The 14,534-nt window shown below is 65.4% G+C and carries 17 protein-coding genes and 1 tRNA gene; 10 read left to right on the top strand and 8 right to left on the bottom strand.

What is annotated here, in order from left to right; translation table 11 throughout:
* Positions 1-9 precede the first annotated feature (9 nt).
* The 7 genes from TP2_RS15830 to TP2_RS15860 all read right to left on the bottom strand — a co-directional run bounded on the left by TP2_RS15830 (position 10) and on the right by TP2_RS15860 (position 4,610).
* Positions 10-87: transfer RNA gene (locus TP2_RS15830), tRNA-Pro, on the bottom strand.
* Between the two features lie 86 nt (positions 88-173).
* On the bottom strand, positions 174-1,001 hold the full coding sequence (locus tag TP2_RS18350; protein WP_084714375.1) for a MerR family transcriptional regulator: 828 nt from the start codon (positions 999-1,001) through the stop codon (positions 174-176).
* Positions 1,002-1,013: 12 nt separating this feature from the next.
* On the bottom strand, positions 1,014-1,313 hold the full coding sequence (gene ihfA / locus TP2_RS15840; RefSeq protein ID WP_038079475.1) for an integration host factor subunit alpha: 300 nt from the start codon (positions 1,311-1,313) through the stop codon (positions 1,014-1,016).
* Positions 1,314-1,420: 107 nt separating this feature from the next.
* On the bottom strand, positions 1,421-2,395 hold the full coding sequence (locus TP2_RS15845; RefSeq protein ID WP_038079476.1) for a beta-ketoacyl-ACP synthase III: 975 nt from the start codon (positions 2,393-2,395) through the stop codon (positions 1,421-1,423).
* Positions 2,392-3,525, bottom strand: coding sequence for a phosphate acyltransferase PlsX (plsX, locus tag TP2_RS15850; RefSeq protein WP_051692733.1), 1,134 nt, complete (start codon positions 3,523-3,525; stop codon positions 2,392-2,394). Before plsX ends, TP2_RS15845 begins: the two co-directional genes overlap by 4 nt.
* 63 nt (positions 3,526-3,588) lie before the next feature.
* On the bottom strand, positions 3,589-3,795 hold the full coding sequence (gene rpmF / locus TP2_RS15855) for a 50S ribosomal protein L32 (RefSeq protein WP_038079477.1): 207 nt from the start codon (positions 3,793-3,795) through the stop codon (positions 3,589-3,591).
* Positions 3,796-4,022: 227 nt separating this feature from the next.
* Positions 4,023-4,610 (bottom strand): YceD family protein, encoded by a 588-nt coding sequence (locus tag TP2_RS15860; protein WP_051692735.1) that lies wholly within the window; start codon positions 4,608-4,610, stop codon positions 4,023-4,025.
* 151 nt (positions 4,611-4,761) lie between these two features.
* On the opposite strand from TP2_RS15860, the gene TP2_RS15865 reads away from it, so the two are divergent.
* The 9 genes from TP2_RS15865 (at position 4,762) to proB (ending at position 13,316) form a co-directional block, all read left to right on the top strand.
* The gene (locus tag TP2_RS15865) at positions 4,762-5,232 is read left to right on the top strand and encodes an outer membrane protein assembly factor BamE (protein ID WP_420804617.1); all 471 of its coding nucleotides are present in this window, start codon (positions 4,762-4,764) and stop codon (positions 5,230-5,232) included.
* A gap of 55 nt (positions 5,233-5,287) precedes the next feature.
* The gene (locus TP2_RS15870; RefSeq protein ID WP_240473778.1) at positions 5,288-6,019 is read left to right on the top strand and encodes a GNAT family N-acetyltransferase; all 732 of its coding nucleotides are present in this window, start codon (positions 5,288-5,290) and stop codon (positions 6,017-6,019) included.
* 56 nt (positions 6,020-6,075) lie between these two features.
* Positions 6,076-7,917 carry an ABC-F family ATP-binding cassette domain-containing protein gene (locus tag TP2_RS15875; protein ID WP_038079478.1) on the top strand — a complete coding sequence of 614 codons (1,842 nt, stop codon included), beginning with the start codon at positions 6,076-6,078 and terminating at the stop codon, positions 7,915-7,917.
* A 140-nt stretch (positions 7,918-8,057) separates the two neighbouring features.
* Positions 8,058-9,149 carry a CaiB/BaiF CoA transferase family protein gene (locus tag TP2_RS15880; protein WP_038079479.1) on the top strand — a complete coding sequence of 364 codons (1,092 nt, stop codon included), beginning with the start codon at positions 8,058-8,060 and terminating at the stop codon, positions 9,147-9,149.
* Positions 9,150-9,343: 194 nt separating this feature from the next.
* Entirely contained in the window at positions 9,344-9,979 is a 636-nt protein-coding gene (locus TP2_RS15885; protein WP_038079480.1) for a 50S ribosomal protein L21, read from the top strand.
* A 12-nt stretch (positions 9,980-9,991) separates the two neighbouring features.
* Positions 9,992-10,261, top strand: coding sequence for a 50S ribosomal protein L27 (rpmA, locus tag TP2_RS15890; protein WP_038079481.1), 270 nt, complete (start codon positions 9,992-9,994; stop codon positions 10,259-10,261).
* A 201-nt stretch (positions 10,262-10,462) separates the two neighbouring features.
* On the top strand, positions 10,463-10,999 hold the full coding sequence (locus tag TP2_RS15895; RefSeq protein ID WP_038079482.1) for a GNAT family N-acetyltransferase: 537 nt from the start codon (positions 10,463-10,465) through the stop codon (positions 10,997-10,999).
* A 185-nt stretch (positions 11,000-11,184) separates the two neighbouring features.
* Positions 11,185-12,210: a GTPase ObgE gene (gene obgE / locus TP2_RS15900; RefSeq protein ID WP_038079487.1), complete on the top strand. Its 1,026-nt coding sequence runs from the start codon at positions 11,185-11,187 to the stop codon at positions 12,208-12,210.
* Positions 12,198-13,316: a glutamate 5-kinase gene (gene proB / locus TP2_RS15905; protein WP_038079489.1), complete on the top strand. Its 1,119-nt coding sequence runs from the start codon at positions 12,198-12,200 to the stop codon at positions 13,314-13,316. Before obgE ends, proB begins: the two co-directional genes overlap by 13 nt.
* 19 nt (positions 13,317-13,335) lie before the next feature.
* Here the strand turns inward: proB and TP2_RS15910 are convergent, their stop codons facing one another.
* Positions 13,336-14,124, bottom strand: coding sequence for an enoyl-CoA hydratase (locus TP2_RS15910; protein ID WP_038079490.1), 789 nt, complete (start codon positions 14,122-14,124; stop codon positions 13,336-13,338).
* 63 nt (positions 14,125-14,187) lie between these two features.
* Here TP2_RS15910 and TP2_RS15915 point away from each other — a divergent pair.
* The coding region (locus tag TP2_RS15915; RefSeq protein WP_038079491.1) for a PaaI family thioesterase at positions 14,188-14,534 on the top strand (347 nt) is incomplete at its 3' end.

Consider the following 14,534-nt stretch of genomic DNA (forward strand, 5'->3'; position numbering starts at 1 on the left):
TTGTCGTGATGGTCGGGCCGGCGAGATTCGAACTCGCGACCTTCCGCCCCCCAGACGGACGCGCTAACCAGGCTGCGCCACGGCCCGACGAGGGGCATATAGAGCGAAGCCGCGTCCGGGTGCAAGCGGATATGCGAAGAAATTTCATCTGGCCTGTCACGATCCCCGACCCGTCAGTCCGGACGGATTTCAGCGTCAGGGTGAGCGGTCTGGGCGAGGCGGATCTGGAGCGCTTTGGCGCGCAGCCGAAGCATCCTCAGATCGCCACGATCGGCTGGGCTCAGCCGCTCGGGATCGAGTTGGCGCAGGTTGTGCAGAAGCCGCGCGAGCGAGGGCTGTCCCTTGGGCGCGGCGGGCTCCTTCTTCTGCTCGATCGTCATCGCGACGACCGGGGCAGGGGGCTCGGGCTCGGGTTCGACATCGAGTGCGATCGGGGCTTCCTCGACCTCCGGCTCAGCATCAGGCTCATCGAATAAGGAGGGCTGCGCGGGCGCGGACGGGCGCGGGAAGGGCGTAACCGAGCTTGGCGGCGTTTTGGCGGCTTCGGGGGTGGCCTGCGCGAGCTCTGGCTGTGCTTCAGGTTCTTCCGCTGTTTCGGCTTCGGTGGTCTGGGGCTCTGTCGGCGCGGTTTCTGCGATTGCCTCGACGGGCTCTGTCGCGACCGGCTCGGGAGCGGCGGGCGTCTTCGGTTCCGCCTTGGCGGGCGGCTCAGCGGTCTCGTCCTCAAGCACCACTGTCGATTGGGCGGAGACTTCCCGGATCCCCTCCTCGCGCAGCTTCTTTTGCACGGAGCGGATCGTCATGCCCTCGTCATGCAGAAGATGTTTGATCCCGCCCAGAAGCGCCACGTCACCGGGGCGGTAATAACGCCGCCCACCGGCGCGCTTCACGGGCTTGAGCTGAGGAAACTTGCTTTCCCAGAAACGCAGCACATGGGTCGGGGTGTCGAGCAGCTCGGCGACTTCCGAGATTGTCCGGAACGCGTCGGCGGATTTGCCCATCTGTGCGCCTCGTTACTTAGCATTTCCCGCGGCGACGCGATCTTTCATCAGATGCGAGGGGCGGAAAGACAGCACCCGGCGAGGCGAGATCGGAACCTCTTCCCCGGTCTTGGGATTGCGGCCCATACGCGACGCCTTCTCGCGGACCGAGAAGGTGCCGAACGAGCTGATCTTCACCGTCTCGCCACGCACCAGCGCGTCCGACATGTGTTGCAGCACGCTCTCGACGAGCTGGGCGGATTCATTGCGCGACAGGCCCACCTCACGGAAGACGGCTTCGCTCAGGTCCATGCGCGTAAGCGTTTTCGACATAGTATCCCCCCGGACAACTGGATTTCACTCACAGTGACGGACCGTAAATCCCGAGTCAATATCAAGCACTTGCGTGGCGGGGTTGATCTGGGCCGATGGGCGGGAAATTACCAGCGCAGGACGACGGAACCCCAGGCGAGGCCACCACCGATCGCCTCGGTCACGACAACCTGGCCTTCCTTGATCTGGCCACGCGCCTTGCCGACCGAGAGCGCGAGCGGAATCGAGGCGGCGGAGGTGTTGCCGTGATCCTGCACGGTGACCACGACGCGATCCATCGGAACCTGCATCCGCTCGGCCGTGGCCGAGATGATGCGCAGGTTGGCCTGATGGGGCACGATCCAGTCGATATTCTCGCCACTCATCCCGATCTTTTCGAGCGCGGAGTGGGCGGTTTCGGAGAGTTTCGTGACCGCGTGTTTGAACACCGCATTACCCTGCATGCGCAGATGGCCCGCCGTGCCGGTGGTCGAAACGCCCCCGTCGACGTAAAGCAGATCCTTGTAACGCCCGTCCGAATGAAGGTCTGAGGCAAGGATGCCGCGATCATTCGCGGTGCCGGTGCCTTCCGCCGCTTCGAGGATCAGCGCGCCTGCGCCATCGCCGAAGAGCACGCAGGTACCCCGGTCGGTCCAGTCCATGATCCGCGAGAAGGTCTCGGCGCCGATGACCAGCACACGCTCGGCCTGACCGGAGAGGATCAGCCCGTTGGCATTGGTCAGCGCGAAGATGAAGCCCGCGCAGACGGCCTGCACGTCATAGGCAAAACCGGTGGTCGAGCCGAGCCCCGCCTGCACCATCGTCGCGACGGAAGGGAAGGTGTGGTCCGGGGTCGAAGTCGCCACGACAATCGCGTCGATCTGGTCGACGCTCATCCCGGCATCGTCGAGCGCGGCCTGAGCGGCCTTGATCGCGAGCTGCGAGGTGGTTTCGCCTTCCGCGGCGAAATGGCGCCGTTCGATCCCGGTGCGCGAGCGGATCCATTCATCCGTGGTATCGAGCGTCTTCTCGAACTCGGCGTTCTCGACAACGCGCTCGGGCAGGTAATGGCCTACGCCGCGCACCACGGATCTGATCGTCATTGGCTGCTCTCGCTGTTCTCTGGTGCCGGGTCTGCGCCGGTTGCGCCATCCTGCCCCGAGGGCAGGGCGGAGGCAACCCGTGCCGCCAGTTTCGCGCCGAAGCCCGACTTGGCGAGACGTGCGGCCAGATCAATCGCGGCAGCGAAGCTGGTCGCATCGGCTGAACCGTGCGACTTCACCACCGTGCCATTGAGGCCGAGGAACACCCCGCCATTGGCGCGGCGCGGATCGACCTTGGCCTGAAGTTTCTTGAGCGCTCCCATCGCCAGAAGCGCGCCGAGTTTCGCCAGAAGCGATGAGGTCAGCGCTTCTTTCATCAGCGCGGAGACGAATTTCGCGGTGCCCTCGCCGGTCTTGAGGGCGACATTGCCGGTGAAGCCGTCGGTGACGATCACGTCGGCGCGGTCGCCAGCCAGCTCGTTGCCTTCGACGAAGCCCACGAATTTCAGCCCGCCCGCGGCTTCGGCGTTGCGGATCAGCTCGTGGGCTTCTTTCAGTTCGGCCCGGCCCTTGTGCTCCTCGGTGCCCACGTTGAGCAGGCCCACGCGCGGTGTTTCGAGACCGAGCGCGTTGCGCGCATAGGACGTGCCCATCAGCGCATAGGTCAGCAGATCCTCGGCATCGGCTTTCACATCGGCGCCCATGTCGAGCATCACATTCCAGCCGGCAGGCCCGCGAGAGGGCCAGAAGGAGGCAATGGCAGGACGGTTGACGCCGGGAATCTTGCGCAGGCGGATCATCGAGACCGCCATCAGCGCGCCGGTATTGCCGCAGGAGACCGCGACATCGGCTTCATGCGCGCGCACCGATTCGATGGCGGACCACATCGAGGTGTCCTTGCCGGAGCGCATGACCTGCGCGGGCTTGTCCTCCATCGTTACCACGCGCTCGGCATGGCGCAGATCGACGCGATCGCCCAGACCATGCTGGGCGATCAGCGGTTCGAGCTGCTCACGCGGCCCGTGGACGATGAAGCGCAGCTCGGCATTGGCATGCGCAGCCTTGGCGATACCGCCAACGGTCGCGGCCGGGCCCAGATCGCCCCCCATCGCGTCGATGGAAATGACGAGAGCGCCGGCTTGCGCCGGCGCTTTGCCTTGCGGGCTGGCCTGCATTTCTGCGGCCGTCATCTGGTTTCCCGTCGACTGCTGGTCCTGCGTGTTCGGCATGACATGCGGTGCGGGACGACCAGCTTACGCCGCGTCGTCGTCGAGATCGACTTCTTCGGTCATCGCGACGATCTCACGATCATCGTAATGGCCGCACGAAGCGCAGACGTGATGCGGGCGCTTGAGCTCGCCGCAGTTGGGGCATTCGGCCGGGTTAGCGGCGACGAGAGCGTCGTGCGCACGGCGCATGTTGCGGCGGGAGCGCGTGACTCGGTTCTGAGGGACAGCCATGTCTCAACCTCGGGGTTTCGGGGGCCATAGAGCCCGTGTTGCGGCGTTATAGCCCTGATTTTCCTTGTGGTTTCGTCACTTGGCCTGAAGCGGCCCTCGGGTGCGAAGCCAAACGTCGAATGAGGCCGGGAACATACTCGGATTCTTTTTGCGTGCAAGCCTTTTTTCAGCCCTTTTTTCAAGCCCTTTCAGAGGGGCTTTCGGGCCACTGTTCCGAGCCGGGTGATTCACTCCTGCGTATCGCCTGAGTCGCGCTTGGCCAGCAGGTCGCGCAGATTGGCGAAGGGCTTGAGGTCGTCATCGGTCATCGGTTCCGCGCCCGGTTCGGTGACCTGCGCGCTCTCGATCTCGGCCCCTTCGGCGCGTGGATAAAGCGGTAGCGCAAGTTCCAGCGCCTCGATCGCGACCACCGCAAGATCGACCACGGCGGGCAGCGGCTCGGCGCTGTCATCCTCGGGCATCTCGACCTCTTCGGCCTTGGGCATTTCCATATCGGCGAGATAGCGCCGGGTGACCTCCTCGCGCAGGTCGGTGCTGACCGGGGCGAGGGTGATCACGCATTCCTGAACGACCCGCGCCGTGAGCGTTGCGCGCAGGTCCCAGTCGGAGCGCCCGCGTGGGGAGAGCTCGCCCTTCAGGCCGAGATTCTCGATCCCGACGATCCCGGCCCATTCGGCAATCGCGGCCCGCGTGGGCGCGTCCGCCTTGATGTCAAAGCGGGTCGGTTTGCGCGCGGGCAGCTCGGCCAGGCGCATCGGCGCGCTCCAGAGTTCTTCCGGGGCCGGGGGCAGCTCTTCGGTCGGATGTGTGCTCATCTCAACTCCTTTCACGGGTGCCTCGCCCTCTGATCGGGGTCGAGCGTACCACAAGCGGCGATGCTTGCGGACGGTTGCGCTTGAGGGCGGCGCAGTCATGTTGTAAGCGTCGATAAAAGCCCAAAGACGCAGAGGCAAGAGGGGGTTGCAGGTGGGGATCGGTTCGATGATGCGCAAGGCCGCGCTGATGGTTGCCTTCGGCATGGTGATGCTCGCCTCGGCCTGCTCGCCGCTCTATCGCAACCATGGTTACGTGCCGATCGACGAGGATCTCGCGCAGATTCAGGTCGGCAAGAGCACCCGCGACGATGTCGCCACCGCGATCGGGCGTCCCAGCTCGACCGGCGTTCTCGAAGGCTCCGGCTGGTACTATGTCGGTTCGCGCTGGAAAACCGTGACCTGGCATGCTCCGAAGGAGATCAGCCGCGAGGTCGTTGCGATTTCCTTCAACGACAAGGGCGTTGTGACCAATGTCGAGCGCTTTGGCCTCGAGCAGGGTCAGGTCGTGACGCTGTCGCGCCGCGTGACCGAGAGCAACGTCAAGGGCATCAGCTTCATCCGTCAGCTGCTCGGCTCGATCGGCCGCGTGAACGCAGGCCAGCTTCTGGGCGGCAACAACTGATCGCGGGATGGGCGCGAACGCGCCCGACTCCCGCCTGCGCCGGGTGGGAGAGCGCGTGTCGGGGCTGAGCTTTTCCAAGGGAAAATACCATGTGCATGAGGCGCGCAGCCCGGCTGCACGCGCGGCTCTCATGGCGCTGCGCAGCGCGGCTTTTCGTGCAGGTGGCGATGATGCCGACGGTTTCGACCCCGCCTGCCGTCATGTGCTGATCGAGGATGAATCGGGACCCGCGGCCGGGTTTCGCCTGCTGGCGCTGCCCGATGGCGCGGCGCTCGGGCAAAGCTATTCGGCGCGGTTCTACGATCTCTCTCCGCTTTCAGACTGGCCCGGCCCTGTGCTCGAACTGGGTCGGTTTTGCACCCGCGCGGACCTGCGCGATCCCGATGTGCTGCGTCTTGGCTGGGCGGCGATCACCCGCATTGCCGAAGCGACCGGCGCGGATCTTCTGATTGGCTGTTCCTCCTTTGCCGGGGCGGATTGGGAGCAGCACCGCGCAGGCCTCGCCCATCTCGCGGCCCGCGCGCTTGGACCCGAGGCGCTGCGCCCGCGTCCCAAGGCATCCGAACGGGTCGACTACCCCGCGCAGCTCGTTCAGGCGGCAGGCGATCCGAGCGCGCTGCCGCCTCTCCTGCGCTCGTATCTCGGGATGGGAGGCTGGGTGTCCGACCACGCGGTCATCGACCGCGATCTCGACACCTGCCACGTCTTCACCGCTTTGCAAATCGCTGCGATCCCCGAGGCGCGGCTGCGGAGCTTGCGGATGCTGGCGCGGCAGGGCGGTTCGTAAGGGTCGCAGCACGCAACCCCATTGACCTTTGCGCAAGCCCCGCTTAGCTCGCTGGCATGGCCCGCGCACCGCTTCTCCAGCTTTCCGATATTTCGCTCACCTTCGGCGGCAATCCCGTCTTTGAAGGGCTTTCCCTGACCGTCCAGCAGGGCGATCGCATCGCGCTGGTCGGGCGCAACGGCTCTGGCAAATCCACGCTGATGAAGGTGATGGCGGGGCTGGTCGAGCCCGATCACGGTTCCCGCGTCGTGCCGCCGGGCACTTCCGTGGGCTATATGGAGCAAGAGCCCGATCTGTCGGGCTTTGCGACCCTGGGCGATTTCGCGGCCTCCGGGCTGGACCCGGCCGAAGGCTATAAGGTCGAGATGGTCGCCGAAGGGCTGAAATTCAAACCCGACACGCCCGTCGAAACCGCTTCGGGCGGAGAACGGCGCCGCGCGGCGCTGGCGAAGCTGCTGGCCGAGGGGCCGGAGCTGATGCTGCTCGACGAGCCGACCAACCATCTCGATATCGAGGCGATCGCCTGGCTGGAAGATCAGCTCAAGGAAACTCGCCGCGCTTTCGTGCTGATCTCGCATGACCGCGCCTTCCTGCGCGCGCTGACCCGCGCGACGCTCTGGATCGACCGGGGGAAGGTCGCGCGCAACGAGCAAGGATTCGAGGCCTTCGAGGAATGGCGCGAGAAGGTCTGGGCCGAAGAGGACGAGGCGCGCCACAAGCTCGATCGCAAGATCAAGGCCGAAGCACGCTGGGCGGTCGAGGGCATCTCGGCGCGTCGCAAGCGCAACCAGGGCCGCGTGCGCGCGCTCCAGGCGCTGCGCGAAGAGCGCGCGAGCCAGATCCGACGCCAGGGCGTGGCCGCGATGGAACTCGATACCGGCACCCAATCGGGCAAGCGGGTGATCGAGGCGAAAGGTCTGAGCAAACGCTTCGGCGACAAGCAGATCGTCAAAGACTTCGACCTGCGCGTGCTGCGCGGGGATCGCGTGGCCTTTGTCGGCCCGAACGGCGTCGGCAAGACGACGCTTCTGAAGATGCTCACCGGCGAGATCGCCCCCGATGAGGGCTCGGTCAAGCTCGGCACCAATCTCGAGATCGCGGTCTTCGATCAGGCCCGCGCCACGCTCGATCCCGAGCAGACGCTCTGGGACGGGCTGGTGAACGATCCGGACATGGCGGTGAAGGGGCGCTCCGATCAGGTCATGGTGCGCGGCACGCCCAAACATGTCGTGGCCTATTTGAAGGATTTCCTTTTTGACGAACAACAGGCGCGCGGCCCGATCCGGGCGCTCTCGGGTGGCGAGCGCGCGCGACTTCTGCTGGCGCGGATCATGGCGAAGCCCTCGAACCTGCTGATCCTCGACGAGCCGACCAACGATCTCGACGTGGAAACGCTCGACCTGCTGCAGGATCTGCTGGGCGAATATGACGGCACGGTTCTGCTGGTCAGCCACGACCGCGATTTCATCGACCGCGTTGCCACGACGACGATCGCGATGGAAGGCAATGGCAGCGCCACGGTCTATGCGGGCGGCTGGAGCGATTATCAGGCGCAGAGGGCGCTGGCCGAGCCAGAGGCGAAGGTTGCGCCGAAGAAAGAGACCGCTTCAAAGCCCGAGACGAAACCCGCCGAGAAAGCCACGCCCGAGAAACCCGCGCCGAAGAAATCCGGACTCAGCTTTACCGAAAAACACCGGCTCGAATCGCTGCCCGGCATCATCGAGAAGCTCGAGCATGAGATTGGCAAGATCAACGAGCTGCTCTCGGACCCCGATCTCTTCACCCGCGCGCCGGTGAAATTCGCCAAGGCGACCGAGATGCTGAGCGAGCGCCAAAGCGCGCTTGATGCCGCCGAGATGGAATGGCTCGAGCTGGAAGAGAAAGCGCAAGAGGCCTGAACTCTGCGCGGGCGGCAAGGTTGGATGCCTCCGGCGGGGATATTTGAAGCAGTTGGAAGCGGGCTTTCCTCTTTCCAACTGCCTGAAATATCCTGCGGGGGTCTGGGGGTGCAAAACCCCCAGCTTTGGGAGGGTAAATCATGACCGAGGGACCGCTGAGCGGGTTGCGCATCGTCGAGATTTCGGGGCTTGGGCCGACGCCGTTTGCCGCGATGTGTCTGGCCGATTTCGGGGCCGAGGTGATCCGCATCGCGCGGCCGGGCTCGGGCGGTGCGGACAACCATGTGCTGGGGCTCGAGGTCGATGTGCTCGACCGGGGGCGCGACGTGGTCGAACTCGACCTGAAATCCGAAGCGGGCCGGGAGGCGGTGCGCGCGCTGATCGCGCGGGCTGACGGGCTGATCGAGGGCATGAGGCCAGGCGTGATGGAGCGGCTGGGGCTCGGGCCCGGGGATTTCGCGGATCACCCGGCGCTTGTCTATGGGCGAATGACCGGCTGGGGGCAGGAAGGGCCGCTGGCGCAGACCGCGGGCCATGACATCAACTATCTGTCGCTGACCGGCGCGCTGTATGCGATGGGGGGCACGGCGCCCGCGATCCCGCTCAATCTTCTGGGCGATTTCGGAGGTGGCGGGATTTACCTCGCCTTCGGGATGCTCGCCGCGCTGTGGCGGGCGCGCGAGACAGGGCAGGGACAGGTGGTCGATTGCGCGATCACCGATGGGGTCGCGCATCTGATGGCGATGATCACGGGCATGGCCGGGCAGGGGGCCTGGGCGGATCGGCGGCAAGCGAACCTGCTCGACGGGGCGGCGCCGTTCTATGCCGTTTATGAATGTGCCTGTGGCGGGCATATGGCCGTGGGCGCGCTCGAGCCGCAATTCTACGCGGCGCTGATCGCGGGGCTTGGATTCGCCTCGGAGGACCTGCCCGATCGCGGGTCTCGCGAAAACTGGCCCGCCTTGCGCGAGATTTTCGCGGACCGCTTTGTCGGCCGCACGCGCGACGAATGGGCTGAGGTTTTCGCGGGCTCGGATGCCTGCGCGACGCCCGTTCTTTCGATTGCCGAGGCCATCGCTCACCCGCAAAACGCCGAACGCTGTGCTTATCTGCGCCTCGACGGGATCGACCAGCCCGCCCCCGCGCCGCGGCTCTCGGCCACGCCGGGCCACGCGCGTCCACAGGGGCAGCGGATCAGCGCGGCGCAGGCGCTCGCACGCTGGAGCGTTTGATAAAACGCCCCGATTTTCCTTGACACCCGGGGGCTGATCCCCGATATGAGCGCGACCCGGCGGAGAGTCTCTTTCCGCCGGGCCTCGTTTTTGCAACTCCGTTCCAACCGGAACGCGCAGTCCGACGGCGGGCCGAAAGGCCCACGAACTCCGATCTGGGGCCACAGGGCGCGGATGAAGAAAAGGAAAGACCCATGTTTGCGGTCCTCAAGACCGGCGGCAAGCAATACAAGGTTCAGGCGGGCGATATCCTGCGCGTCGAACTGCTCGCAGCCGAAGCTGGCGACAAAGTCCAGTTCAACGAGATTCTGATGGTCGGCGGCGACAAGCCCCAGCTCGGCACCCCCTTCGTCGAAGGTGCGGCCGTGCAGGCGGAAGTCATCGACAATATCAAGGCCGATAAGGTCATCACTTATCACAAGCGTCGTCGTAAGCACTCGTCGCAGCGCACCCGTGGCCACCGTCAGCAGCTCACCCTGCTGCGCGTGACCGACGTGCTCGCTTCGGGCGCCGACAAGTCGGGCGTGAAGGAAGCCGTGGGCACCGCGATCGCGCGTCGCGCTGCGCATGGCTCGAAAGGTGAGGCCGCTCCGGCCAAGCCCGCCAAGGCTGCTGCCCCGAAAGCCGCGCCGAAGGCCGAAGCTGCGGCTTCCGTCGCCGAAGCGGACGACCTGAAGGTCATCAACGGTCTTGGTCCGGCGGCCGAGAAGAAGCTGAACGAAGCCGGTATCACCACCTTCGCCCAGCTCGCCGCGGTCGATCCCGAAACCTTCGAAGCCACCAAGGTCAAGCCCGACTGGGTCGAGCAGGCCAAAGAGCTCGCGAAATAAGGAGAGACAGATATGGCACACAAGAAAGCAGGCGGTTCTTCGCGTAACGGCCGCGACTCTGCCGGTCGTCGCCTTGGCGTGAAACTGTTCGGCGGCCAGTCGGCCAACCCGGGCAACATCATCGTGCGTCAGCGCGGCACCAAGTGGTGGCCGGGTGAAGGCGTCGGCATGGGCAAGGATCACACCATCTTTGCGACCGCCGAAGGCGCTGTCACCTTCCACAAGGGCCTCAAGGGCCGCACCTTCGTTTCGGTTCTCCCGGTCGCGGAGGCCGCCGAGTAACCCGAGACCGACAGGTCAGACATCAGGGGGATCGGCTGAAAGGCCGGTCCCCTTTCTCGTTTCTGCGCGTGCTATGTTGCAGTCGCAGCGCGAAAATTTCAGGGGCCAGGGGATGTATCGTCATCTTCCTGTCCTATTTTTAGCCTAGGGGCATGCGGAAGTGAGGAGCCGTCGGTCCCAGCGTTTCGAGGAGGAGCGCCGATGTATCAGGAGATTATTTCGACCCAACCCGTGATCGAGACGGAGCGTTTCGTGCTGCGCCCGCTGCGCCGTTCGGATGCCGGTCTCATCGAGATGTATGCGGGCGACAAGCGCGTCGCCGAAGGCACTCGTGCGATTCCGCATCCGCTGCCGCCGGGCACGTCCGAGAATTTCATTGCACGTGCGCAGGCCGAGAACCGGAGCGAAGATGTCTGGGCGATTGATGGCTCGCGCCACGGTCTCGCGGAATTGCTGGGCGTCGTCTCGCTGACCCATCTCGAGGACGGGCAGTCCGAGGTGGGCTATTGGGTCGGACCGGGTTTCTGGAATACCGGCTTTGCCTCCGAGGCGGTCGCGGCCATTGTCGCCGCTAATCCGCATGGCTCGCGCACCCTCTTTGCCGAGGTATTTCAGGACAATCCCGGCTCGGCCCGTGTCCTGAGCAATTGCGGCTTTGAATATCTCGGCGATGCCGAGAGCTGGTCGCTGGCCCGTGGCCGCCACGTGCCGACCTGGACCTATCTGCGCAAGATGTGAGTGACGCCGGGAGGGCGCTGCCCTCCCGGACCCTCCCGAGATATTTTCATCAAGAAGAAGCAAGATATCCTCTTCTTCTTGATCCAAATATCTCGGGGGTTTGGGGGCGGAGCCCCCAACGCGCCGCTTGAAATGCGCGCGCGGGCGGCGTATCCCCGCGGCTTAGCCAAGCAAGGGGCAAAGTTATGAAATTCCTCGATCTCGCCAAGGTCTATATCCGCTCGGGCGGCGGGGGCGCGGGCTGTGTCTCGTTCCGGCGCGAGAAATATATCGAATTTGGCGGTCCCGATGGCGGCGATGGCGGCAGGGGGGGATCGGTCTGGGTCGAGGCCGTCGAAGGGCTCAATACCCTGATCGATTTCCGGTATCAGCAGCACTTCTTCGCGAAATCCGGCCAGCATGGCATGGGCTCGCAGCGCACGGGCAAGGATGGCGATGATGTTGTGCTCAAGGTGCCGGTCGGCACCGAGATCCTCGACGAGGATCAGGAGACGCTGATCGCCGATATGACCGAGGTGGGGCAGCGCATTCTGCTCGCGAAGGGCGGCAATGGCGGCTGGGGCAACCTGCATTTCAAATCCTCGACCAACCGAGCGCCGCAGCGGGCGAACCCGGGGCAGGAGGGCGTTGATCGCACGATCTGGCTGCGCCTGAAGCTCATCGCGGATGCGGGGTTGCTGGGGCTGCCCAATGCGGGCAAGTCGACATTCCTTGCCGCGACCTCGAACGCGCGGCCCAAGATCGCGGATTATCCCTTCACCACGCTGGTCCCGAACCTTGGCGTTGTCGGCATCGATGGGCGCGAATTCGTCGTGGCCGACATCCCCGGCCTGATCGAAGGTGCGTCCGAGGGGCGGGGGTTGGGCGATCAGTTCCTCGGCCATGTCGAGCGGTGCTCGGTCCTGTTGCATCTGGTCGATGGCACGTCCGAGGACCCGGTTGCGGATTGGGAGACGATCATCCACGAGCTCGAAGCCTATTCGCCGATCCTTGCAGAGAAGCCGCGGGTGACGGTGCTCAACAAGATCGACGCGCTCGATCCCGAGGCGATTGCAGAGCGCAAGGCCGCTCTGGAAGACGCGTCGGGCGGGCGGGTCTTTTTGATGTCGGGCGTGTCCAAGCAGGGTGTTCCCGAAGTGTTGCGCGCGCTCTGGGCGCGGATTTCCAAGGAGCATCCGTCCGAGGACGAGGGCGGAGCATGGCAGCCGTGAGCGCGCCTGAGCTGGCGCAGGCAAAGCGGATCGTCATCAAGATCGGCTCGGCGCTGCTGGTCGATCAGGGCGGTTTGCGCGAAGATTGGCTGCGGTCGCTTGCGGCGGATGTGGCTGGGCTGAGGGCGCGCGGAACCGGCGTGGTGATCGTGTCTTCGGGCTCGATTGCGTTGGGGCGGCGGGTGCTTGACCTGCCGGGCGGTGCGCTGCCGCTGGAGCAAAGCCAGGCGGCGGCTGCGGTCGGTCAGATCCGGCTCGCGCGCGCTTATGAGGAAGCCCTTGGGCCGCACGGGGTGAATACCGCGCAGGTTCTGGTGACGCTGGAGGATACGGCCGATCGGCGGCGTTACCTCAACTCTCGTGCGACGTTGGAGACGCTTTTGTCCCTCGGCGTGGTGCCGATCGTGAACGAGAATGACACGGTCGCGACCGACGAGATCCGGTTCGGCGACAATGACCGGCTGGCCGCGCAGATCGCGGTGACCATTGGCGCGGATCAGCTGTTGCTGCTGTCGGATGTGGACGGGCTTTACACCGCGAACCCGAAGACCGATCCGAGCGCCGCGCATTTGCCGGTGATCGAGCATATCACGCCCGAGATCGAGGCGATGGCGGGAGATCCCGTCTCGGGTCTCTCGAAGGGCGGGATGAAGACGAAGCTGCTGGCCGCGAAGGTCGCGGTGGCGGGCGGCTGCGCGATGGCGATTGCCGAAGGCTTCGCCGATCACCCGGTCGCGGCACTGGAGCAGGGCGGGCGGTGCAGCTGGTTCCTGCCCGAGGGCGATCCGCAGGTCGCGCGCAAACGCTGGATCGCGGCGATGAAGCCGCGGGGCGAATTGTTCGTGGACGAGGGCGCGGCCAATGCGTTGCGTTCGGGCAAGTCGCTTCTGCCCGCCGGGATCACGAAGGTCGTGGGCCGGTTCGGGCGCGGCGACCCGGTCACCATCGCGGGACCGGATCGGGCCGTTCTGGGCAAGGGGCTCGTGCGTTATACCGCCGACGAGGCGCGCCAGATCGCGGGGCACCGCTCGGGCGAGATCGAGGAGATCCTCGGCTATCCCGGCCGCGCGGCGCTGATCCATCGCGACGACATGGTGGTTGGCTGAGCGGCTTTACTCCGCCCCCTCACTCAGCCCAGTCCGGCTTGCGCTTTTCGATGAAGGCCTGAACGCCCTCGGCGGTGTCGCGCCAGAGCATGTTCTCGACCATCACTGCCGCCGTGTGCTCATAGGCCTGCGCGAGGTCCATATTCGCTTGATCGTAGAAGGCGCGCTTGCCGATCTTCACCGCAGCCCCAAGCTTGCCCGCCAGCGTCTGCGCGAGCGTCTCGGTCTCGGCCGCGAGCTGATCATGCGGGGCCACGCGGTTCACCAGTCCGACTTCGCGGGCGCGGGCGGCGTCGATGAACTCGCCCGTGGTCAGCATCTCGAAGGCTACCTTGCGCGGCACGTTACGGCTTAGCGCCACCATCGGCGTCGAGCAGAACAGCCCGATATTCACCCCGTTCACCCCGAAGCGCGTGCCCTCGGCCGCGACCGCCAGATCGCAGGACGCGACCAGCTGGCAGCCTGCGGCGGTCGCGATCCCGTGCGCCTCGGCGATCACCGGCTGCGGCAGGGCGGGGATCATCTGCATCACCTCGGCGCAGCGGAAGAATAGATCCGCGAAATAGGCGCGTCCGTGATCGGCCCCCTCGCGCCCGCGCTGCATCTCCTTGAGGTCATGGCCCGCGCAGAACGCCTTGCCCGCGCCGCGCAGCACGATGACCTTGATCGTCGTATCCTCTGCGAGTTCGGTAAAGCGCGCCTTCAGCGCGGCCAGCATCGCATCGGACAGCGCGTTGAGGCTGCCGGGGCTGTTCATCGTCAGATGCGCCACCGCGCCCTTGTCTTCGCGGATCACCAGATCGGTCATTGAAACTCCTCCTCTTTGGCGAAACTCTAGGGGCGGCGGGAGAAAGAGAAAAGGGGAGGTCGCATGGCACTGGTGATGGATCGCGAGGAACTCGCGGATTTTCTCGACGAGGCCTTTCCGCAGGTGAAGGGCGAGTTCGCGATCGACGCCTTGAGCGAGGAAGAACTGGTGGTGCGGCTGAAGGTGGAAGAGCGCCACCTGCGCCCGGGCGGGACGGTCTCGGGGCCGAACATGTTCGCGCTGGCCGATGTCGGGATCTACATGGCGATCCTGGCGCGGATCGGACGCGTGGCGCTGGCGGTGACGACGAATGCGAGCATCGACTTCATGCGCAAGCCGGTCGCGGGGGCGGATCTGATCGCGAAGATCCGGGTGCTGAAACTGGGCCGCGTGCTCGCCGTGGGCGAGGC

Origin of the sequence: Thioclava pacifica DSM 10166 (assembly GCF_000714535.1) — a bacterium.
In the GTDB taxonomy this organism is placed as follows: domain Bacteria; phylum Pseudomonadota; class Alphaproteobacteria; order Rhodobacterales; family Rhodobacteraceae; genus Thioclava; species Thioclava pacifica.